The organism is Halomonas sp. A3H3 (genome assembly GCF_000982975.1).
Lineage (GTDB): Bacteria > Pseudomonadota > Gammaproteobacteria > Pseudomonadales > Halomonadaceae > Vreelandella > Vreelandella titanicae.
Genome location: NZ_HG423343.1, coordinates 803,584 through 810,684, shown reverse-complemented (window position 1 = coordinate 810,684; position 7,101 = coordinate 803,584). Strand labels below are relative to the sequence as shown.

The following is a 7,101-nucleotide window of genomic DNA, read 5'->3' as shown; positions in this document are numbered from 1 at the left end:
GTTTATCCTGCCGGTGGCGCTGCTGCTGAATCACTTTTTGCCCGCGCTATTGCCGATCATCCTGATGGTGGGCGGCACCTATCTAGCCTTTGAGGGCGCGGAGAAAGTCTGGCACAAGCTCTCCGGCAAGCATGAGGACGACAAGCCAGCGGTAGAGAAGGGGCCGGAGGCCGAGAAAAAGATCGTGAGTGGCGCCATTCGCACCGACCTGATTCTGTCTGCGGAAATCATGGTGATCGCGCTGGCCACTGTCTCCCATCAGGGATTCTGGTCACAGATGGCGAGCCTGGTGGTGGTCGCGTTTGTCATCACTATTCTGGTGTATGGCGTGGTGGCGCTTTTGGTCAAGATGGATGATATTGGCCTAAAGCTCGCTCAGCAGGATAATTCGGGAGTTCAGTCCCTGGGCCGTGGTCTGGTGACTGCCATGCCCAAGGTGCTAGCGACCATCTCAGTGGTGGGCACTATCGCCATGCTCTGGGTGGGTGGGCATATTTTGATGGCCAATCTGGGTGCTGATGGAACGGGGTGGTTCAACGCTCCCTATGAGTGGGTACACCATATCGAGCACGGCATTAGCGAGGCAACCGGTGCCTTGGGCGGCACGCTGGGCTGGAGCTTCAATACGCTGTGCTCAGCAGTGATTGGCTTTTTGGTGGGCTCGGTTGTGGTGGGTGTGCTGCACCTTATTCCCATCAAGAAAGCGCATGCTGAATAATTTTTAGCCGAGACGCTGGTGATTTTCCCACTGCTGAGCATTGGTGCATTTGTGTGCATTCAAGACACTACCGCACAAACAGCACCACCGTTCACGCTTTATCTAAATGAATGTGGAACTAGAGACGACGGCAGAGACATGGCCGAGGGCTTCGTAGTGTTTAAATGATCTCTCGCTTGCGCAGATGGAACGATATTTTCTCATGACTACATGCGCGAGCAGCGACTGCTTTTAAAAGAGACTGTGCTAGGTGTGTTGGAAGACAACAGCTCCAATGGTTAGTTCGATTGGAGCTGTTGCCAATGGAAGAACGTGATAATAAAATTATAAGTGCGTTTAGCAAAGTGTTGAAACAAGCCTTACGCACTCTATAAAAGCTGATTTTTAATAATTACAAGTGGTTAGGTGAAAGTTTGCTTATAGCCAGGGTTTTCGAATAGGTGGTTAATAGTCTTCTTTTAATTTTTTTATAAAGTTTCTAATCATTAATAGAATTATTAGTGTAAGTGGTAAGGCGGCAATAATAGATGCTGATTGTAAGCCGTGCAAGCCTCCAAAGGATAGTAATATCCAGCAAGTTATAGATATCAATATTCCCCAAGTGATTCGTTTATAAATAGCCGGAGATTGAGAACCATTGTCAGATATTTGTGAAACAACATAAGTGGCAGAGTCTACTGACGTGACCAGAAAGAAAAAGAGCAGTAGAAGTGTGGCTGTAGATAAAATAGCTGGATGTGGCATTGAATTGTACATTTCGAAAATAGTAGCAGAAGAATCGATAAGTACTAATTCAGAAAGGCCTGCTTCAGAGTAAAAGTCTAGGTGCAGAGCTGAACTACCCATCACGCCTATCCAAAGGCATGCGACTAATGAAGGAATAAATAAAACACCAAATACAAACTCCCTAATTGTCCTGCCCCTTGATATTCTGGCAATAAATGTGCCGACGAAAGGAGACCATGCGATAGTCCAGGCCCAGTAAAAAATTGTCCATGATCCTGCCCAACTGTTTTCTGTAAAAGGAGAGGTACGCAAACTCATTCCGATAAAATTTTGAAAATAGTCAGCTAACCCTAATAGAATAGTGTTAATAATGAAAAGTGTAGGGCCGGAAATTAAAATGTATATCATTAAAGTAATGCAAGAAAGCATGCATATAATAGATAGATACTTTATTCCTCTATCTATACCGGAGTATGTGGAAATCATATAAGAAAAAAATATTACCCCTAGAGTAACTATGCTCCACATATCCTTGTCAGCTAGTCCTGTTAGCTTTTGTGCTTCTCCACTTATTTGAATAACACCAAGACCTAATGATGTGGCGACACCAACAATGGTTACTAAGATGGCAATTATGTCCAAGAGGTATAAATGATTTGATTTAGAGTTTGATGTGGTTAGAGTTGATGAAATAAGACCCTTTTTTTCGTGATTGTACTGGAAATATGCGATGATTAATCCTACAACAGCGGATGCCGCCCATTGATGTATCCCCCAGTTAAAAAAGCTATATTGCATGGCGTGACGAGCTGCCTCAGTGGTTTTAGGAGACATATCGTCAAATGGTGGTTGTATATAATGAAATATTGGTTCGGCCACTCCATAAAAAACTAGCCCTACGCCAAAACCCGTAGCTAGGAGCATGCATAACCAAGTCAATATGTTATATTGTGCTACTGGCTCACGTCCTCCCAGTGTCATTTTGCCGTATTTTGAAATAGCGATTACGAATAAAAAGATACAAAAAATAAAAACAGACAATAGGTAAAGCCAGCCAAAGAGGTTGCTGACTATAAGTAGTATTTTACCACTTATTTCATTGATTTGGGTTGAGAAGATGGCGCCAGATAATGCTAAAATCAAAGCAATAACTAATGAAGGTATATATACCTTGTTGGTTTTTTGTTTGTTCATTTTGCATCCCATTTGGTAAATTTTTAAGATTTATTTTATGTGATGAATTTCCTGACTAAGATTGCATAAAAGGCTAGCACCTAGATTTGTTACTTGGAATGTTTCACTGACTTCAGCTCCCCACTTGTTTTTCCAAATTCCAGCAATGAGATGAAATGTCATATTTGGTTCTAGATTTGTTTTATCTTCAGCACGAATTGAAGCTGTCCGCTCTAACCAAGATGGTGGAAATGAGCAACCAACAGAATATCCAAGCCGTGATGTTTTTCCTAAATTTCGCTTTTTATTTACTTTATCCCATGCCATATGGACTTCAGATAAAGACATCCCAGGTGCAATAGCTTCTAATGTTTCGTGAATACCTTCGATCGCATATTTAGTGGCATCAACCAAATCTTTTGGTGGAGTCTTTCCAATATATACTGTACGTGCAAGCGGGCAATGGTAACGGTGTCTAGCTCCTGAAAGTTCAAGAGTTAAGTTCTGATCCTTAATTAATGCTTCATCACTCCAAGTCAAATGTGGAGTAGCGCTTCTATTGCCGGTTGGCATAACTGGTGGGTTTGATGGGTAGTCACCACCATACTCTTCTGTTCCAGCAATAAAAGCATGGTATATTTTTGCAATTACGTCGCTTTCTCTTACCCCCTCTGACATTGCACTAAATCCAGCCTGCATGGCATGTTCTGTAATCTTACCCGCTTGACGCATATATTTAATTTCATTGTCTGACTTCACTATGCGCACAAAATTTATTAATCTACGGCATTCAGTGATTTTGTTTTTTAGGTGTTTTTTTAGAAAATTAATATCATCAAAGGTTGTCATTCCAGCATCAATTTCAATGCCTATTTGGCATTCTTTTAGTTCTAGCTCTATAATTAATTCAACTGCTTTCTCGAAAGGGTGGCTAGTTTCATTGTCAACAAAGCTGTCATTCCAACCATGTATGCTATCACTGTTTAGCTCAGTTCTTATTTTAACAGCAAGAACATCTATATCTCTGACCAGGAGGATTGGTTCAGAATGATAAATGGATATAATCATTATCTGTGGAGTGTAATAAGATACAGCGTCGTAGCCCGTAGTGTAGTAAATGTTAGCAGGGTCTGAGTCAAGTAAAACCTCGATATTCTTTAGGGTCATTTCTTTTTTTATTTTATTTAACCTATTGTCATACTCGCTCTTGCTAAAGGGTGAGTTGTTACTTTTATCGCTAATCATCGTCTTTTATCCTTTTTTCTGAGAGTTTAAGAATTCTGCAGCAGCTGAAATGACAAGCTTTAGGCCTAAGATCATGTCTTGATCCGCCACACCAAATTTTGAGGTGTGTAACGGATGAGTATGTCCGTATTGAATATTGTGAGTGCCATAAAAAAAGTAGAGACTTTTAGTTTTTTGTGAATAAAATCCAAAGTCATCGCTTCCCATGAGGGGAGGTAATTGCTTAACGTTATTTTTTCCAATAATTTTCTCTGTACTTTTTTTGAAACTCTCTAACAATTTTGGATCATTAAAAACCGCAGGTTCACCCTCGAGTAATGTAAATGTTGACTTAGCACCGTGTGATTTTGCTAAATCGTTAGCTAAGTTTTTAATTTTATTTTGTAATCTATACCTTCCTTGAGTTGAGTGGGTACGTATAGTTCCTTTGATTTCTGTACGATCACATACAATATTCTCAGCTGTACCTCCTGAAATTACTCCGATACTAACAATTGAGTTTTCATTAGCATCAGTTTGCCTAGTCACTAACCCTTGAAGGAGTTGGATAAAGGCTGAGGCTATAAAAATGGTGTCGGTTCCTTCATGAGGGAATGCACCATGAGCGCTTTGTCCTGAAAATATAATGCTGAAGGTATCGGCTGAAGCAGTTACGTGGTTGTTAATTATACCTACCGTTCCCGATGGCAAAGATGGGTAGGCATGAATGCCAAGCATTATATCTACATTGTCAATCCAACCTTCTTTAACAACTTCTCGACCTCCAAGTGGCTCACACTCCTCTGAAGGCTGAAAGATTATACGGATAGCACCATTTAAATCCTTTTTATTATTAAAATATGCAGCTACACCAGCAGCAATTGCTGTATGCGTATCATGCCCACAAGCATGCATAACCCCTTTTTTTTGTGACTGGTATGAAAGGTCATCCCGTTCTTCGTTAATAGGTAATGCGTCCATATCCCCCCGAATGCCGATGACGAGGTCAGATGAGTCATTGTGCGAGGAAGTTATATCAACTATTAAAGATCCTGCATGGCCTTTTTTTATTTCATGTATTTCAAAAGTGTCAAGGAAGCGAATTATTTTTTTTCTCGTTTCATTCTCTTGTCCTGATAATTCAGGTTCTTTATGGATTGAATGACGTAATTCTATAACCTCGCGCTCTATTTTTTTTAATATTTCCATGCTTATTCTTAACCTTCAATGTTTGATATGTAGGGATTTGATTGTTTTCCTGCTAACTTTGATCGTTTTTTTTTAATGATAGAAGCTTTTTTTTAGAGTATTTTTAAATAGCATCGACGTAAAATCTATCTGACTCATATGGTTCATGAGGTAATTTGATGATCAAAGGTTCGGATATCTCTATTGCCCAACTGCGTGTGCTGCTTGCGGTAGCTGAAGAGCAATCCTATACCCGTGCGGCGGCGCGACTTGGTGTTAGCCAGTCGGGCGTGAGCCATTCCATGCAGGCACTTGAGAAACTGGTGGGTGGTTCGCTGATCATAAAAAGCCCAGAAGGGCTAGTACCTACCGCACTCGGCGAGTTAGTGCTTACTAGCGCCAAGAAGGTTGTGGGAGAGCTTCAGATATTGAGCCAGCAAGTGGCCCAGTTCCATAATGAAGTAGATGAAACGTTGAAAATAGGCGTTATTCCTAGCGCATTATCTGGTTGGTTGTCGCCCCTGCTTGCGAGCTTTACGAGCCGCTACCCAGAAGCCATTAGCCTTGTACTGGAAGGCATGGAAGAAGAGATAAAGGAGTGGGTGGAAAGCGGTGTGATCAACATGGGTGTCACAACAGATGTCACGCAGCTTAATCTCACCTACTGGCGTGAGCACTTCGATTGGCAGCTATTAAAAAAGGATGAGATTGTGGCCGTGCTGCCCGTAAACCACCAGCTCAGCAAACAAGACAATATGACGGTGGCGGAACTAGCGGAGCATCCCCTTATAATGTCATCAGGCGGTTGTGAAGCACTTATACAGCAGATATTTGCCCACTCGTTGGAGGAGGTTGATACCTTCCAGGTGGATTTGTGGGTACGCGATACGCAAACGTTATTACAGATGGTCGCTGGAGATGTCGGTGTAAGCTTGGTTCCTACCTTGGCGTTAAGCAATAAGCCAACGGCTAACGTAGTGACGCGGCCGCTATCACCAAGGCGCGATCGGAACCTGATTGCCTTTTGGCCTAAACGACAGCCGCTTAATCCCGTGGGTAAGCAGTTCTTGAGGGAGTGTTGATGATCAATCAGGCAAAAAATAAGAGACGATATCCATCTCTTTATGAGGAATGCCGATTATCTCAATGCACCCTTGGCCAATCAGGTAAAAGATAACGTGCTGGCCCTGGGGGTAGCTGTAATAACCCTTGCTGATATCCGAGCGATGTTTTCCTAGCAGAGGATTTTCTGCGAGCCAGTGAAATCGTTTTTCAAAATCCCTTAGGTAGGTATTCCGTTGGTTCTTGCCCCACTGCCATTCCGTATAGCGACCGATATCCTTTAAATCGTCTCTCGCTCTCGGTGTGATATGGAACCTGGGCATTACGTTTCACTATCCAAGTCGTTGATTAATGCATCCATCGAGAAATCGTCCACGAATTCACCGGCGCTAGCTTGCTCGGCGCCTTGGGCTAGATGCGTACGTAGCGCCTCAAGTTTACTTTTGCGTTCCTCCATGGAGCGTAGCGCATCACGCACAACCTCACTTGCGGAGCCGTAGCGGCCGCTGGCGACTTCGTTTCTGATAAAGACTTCCCAGTGCTCCCCTAGGCTAAGACTGGTCGTTGCCATGATGTGCTTCCTATATTCAAAAGTAACAAATATGAATATAGGTATGGCTGGCAAGAATGACAAGAGGGCAGCCCAAGTGACTGTCCTTTCTGTGTAGTCACAATTCTCTATCCGATTAAGGCGTCCATCGAAAAATCGTCCACGAAATCCCAGGTTCTCACTTGTTCAGCCCCTTGAGCGAGGTGTTTAAGCAGTGTCTAAAATCCATTTGCAGGTAACTCAGCCGCTATGTGCGTTACTATCTGCAACTGTTATTCACGGAGGAAACATCCATGGCCATAGGCGGCTTGATAAGATTACTGGATGACATTGCCGCATTGGCGAAGTTGACCGCAGCATCACTGGACGATGTGAGTGCCGCCGCTGGGCGTGCGACGGCGAAAGCGGCCGGGGTGGTGGTGGATGATACGGCGGTGACGCCGCAATATTTGCAGGGGGT

8 protein-coding genes are annotated in these 7,101 nt (G+C 43.1%); 3 read left to right on the top strand and 5 right to left on the bottom strand.

What is annotated here, in order from left to right:
• Window positions 1–718 (top strand): DUF808 domain-containing protein (locus tag HALA3H3_RS03500; protein ID WP_053856893.1); only part of this gene is annotated, 718 nt, incomplete at its 5' end.
• A 444-nt stretch (window positions 719–1,162) separates the two neighbouring features.
• Here the strand turns inward: HALA3H3_RS03500 and HALA3H3_RS03495 are convergent.
• Genes HALA3H3_RS03495 through HALA3H3_RS03485 form a run of 3 tightly spaced genes read right to left on the bottom strand, consistent with a single transcriptional unit; the run spans window position 1,163 to window position 5,050 of the window.
• Window positions 1,163–2,638, bottom strand: coding sequence for a BCCT family transporter (locus tag HALA3H3_RS03495; RefSeq protein ID WP_022519915.1), 1,476 nt, complete (start codon window positions 2,636–2,638; stop codon window positions 1,163–1,165).
• A gap of 30 nt (window positions 2,639–2,668) precedes the next feature.
• The gene (locus HALA3H3_RS03490; RefSeq protein ID WP_022519914.1) at window positions 2,669–3,862 is read right to left on the bottom strand and encodes a M24 family metallopeptidase; all 1,194 of its coding nucleotides are present in this window, start codon (window positions 3,860–3,862) and stop codon (window positions 2,669–2,671) included.
• A gap of 6 nt (window positions 3,863–3,868) precedes the next feature.
• Window positions 3,869–5,050, bottom strand: a complete 1,182-nt coding sequence (locus tag HALA3H3_RS03485; protein WP_022519913.1) for a M20 metallopeptidase family protein — start codon at window positions 5,048–5,050, stop codon at window positions 3,869–3,871.
• A gap of 158 nt (window positions 5,051–5,208) precedes the next feature.
• Here HALA3H3_RS03485 and HALA3H3_RS03480 point away from each other — a divergent pair, with 158 nt between their 5' ends.
• A complete protein-coding gene (locus HALA3H3_RS03480; protein WP_022519912.1) occupies window positions 5,209–6,111 on the top strand; it encodes a LysR family transcriptional regulator in 903 nt (300 codons plus the stop codon).
• A 3-nt stretch (window positions 6,112–6,114) separates the two neighbouring features.
• On the opposite strand, the gene HALA3H3_RS03475 is transcribed toward HALA3H3_RS03480, so the two are convergent.
• Together HALA3H3_RS03475 and HALA3H3_RS03470 are read right to left on the bottom strand one after the other, a co-directional pair.
• Entirely contained in the window at window positions 6,115–6,414 is a 300-nt protein-coding gene (locus HALA3H3_RS03475) for a type II toxin-antitoxin system RelE/ParE family toxin (protein ID WP_022519911.1), read from the bottom strand.
• Complete coding sequence (locus tag HALA3H3_RS03470; protein ID WP_022519910.1) at window positions 6,414–6,662, bottom strand: type II toxin-antitoxin system ParD family antitoxin; 249 nt, start codon at window positions 6,660–6,662, stop codon at window positions 6,414–6,416. The genes HALA3H3_RS03475 and HALA3H3_RS03470 overlap by 1 nt, the downstream gene beginning before the upstream one ends.
• A 272-nt stretch (window positions 6,663–6,934) precedes the next feature.
• Between HALA3H3_RS03470 and HALA3H3_RS25950 the strand changes: the two genes are divergently transcribed.
• Window positions 6,935–7,101, top strand: a 167-nt coding sequence (locus tag HALA3H3_RS25950; protein ID WP_082116910.1) for a DUF808 family protein, incomplete at its 3' end; no start/stop codon positions are given.

What these genes read in the sequence shown, in the direction of transcription:
- HALA3H3_RS03495 (WP_022519915.1), bottom strand. Translation starts at nt 2,638, where the DNA reads ATGAACAAACAAAAAACCAACAAGGTATATATACCTTCATTAGTTATT.
- HALA3H3_RS03490 (WP_022519914.1), bottom strand. Translation starts at nt 3,862, where the DNA reads ATGATTAGCGATAAAAGTAACAACTCACCCTTTAGCAAGAGCGAGTAT.
- HALA3H3_RS03485 (WP_022519913.1), bottom strand. Translation starts at nt 5,050, where the DNA reads ATGGAAATATTAAAAAAAATAGAGCGCGAGGTTATAGAATTACGTCAT.
- HALA3H3_RS03480 (WP_022519912.1), top strand. Translation starts at nt 5,209, where the DNA reads ATGATCAAAGGTTCGGATATCTCTATTGCCCAACTGCGTGTGCTGCTT.
- HALA3H3_RS03475 (WP_022519911.1), bottom strand. Translation starts at nt 6,414, where the DNA reads ATGCCCAGGTTCCATATCACACCGAGAGCGAGAGACGATTTAAAGGAT.
- HALA3H3_RS03470 (WP_022519910.1), bottom strand. Translation starts at nt 6,662, where the DNA reads ATGGCAACGACCAGTCTTAGCCTAGGGGAGCACTGGGAAGTCTTTATC.